The 526-nt window shown below is 64.3% G+C and carries 1 pseudogene; it reads left to right on the plus strand.

Features of this window, described 5'->3' with window-relative positions:
* Positions 1-526, plus strand: a pseudogene (locus tag J5M73_RS31045) (IS30-like element IS1394 family transposase); the annotation flags it as partial.

Consider the following 526-nt stretch of genomic DNA (forward strand, 5'->3'; position numbering starts at 1 on the left):
CCACAGAGCGCGTCACGATCCAGATCGGCCTGTGCAATGGCTTCAGCCAGCGCAGGCTTGCCCGGCTGATGAACCGCAGCCCCTCGACGGTCAGCCGTGAGATCCGGCGCAACCGGAATGCTCAAGGCGAGTACGTTGCAGACGATGCCCAGCGCTTGATGCATACACGCCGCGTGGTCTGTCGACCCGCAAAACGGCTGGTGCCCGGCAACGAGTTGTTCGAGCTGGTCGCCCACCTGCTGCGACAGCGCTTTTCTCCCGAGCAGATTGCCGGCAAGCTGCGAACCATGAAATCCCCAAGCTTCGAAGACGCCTACGTCTGCCGCGAGACAATCTACAACGCGATCTATGCCCTGCCGGTCGGCGAGCTGCGCAAGGAGCTGATCATCTGTCTGCGGCAGGGCAAGACTACCCGCCGGCCGCGCTCCGGCGGGGTGGATCGACGTGGCCAGATCCCCGACATGGTCAGCATCCACGTACGCCCACCGGAGATCGAAGACCGCCTGATGCCCGGTCACTGGGAGGG

This window comes from Pseudomonas sp. 50_B (genome assembly GCF_017491625.1).
Taxonomy (GTDB): domain Bacteria; phylum Pseudomonadota; class Gammaproteobacteria; order Pseudomonadales; family Pseudomonadaceae; genus Aquipseudomonas; species Aquipseudomonas danubii.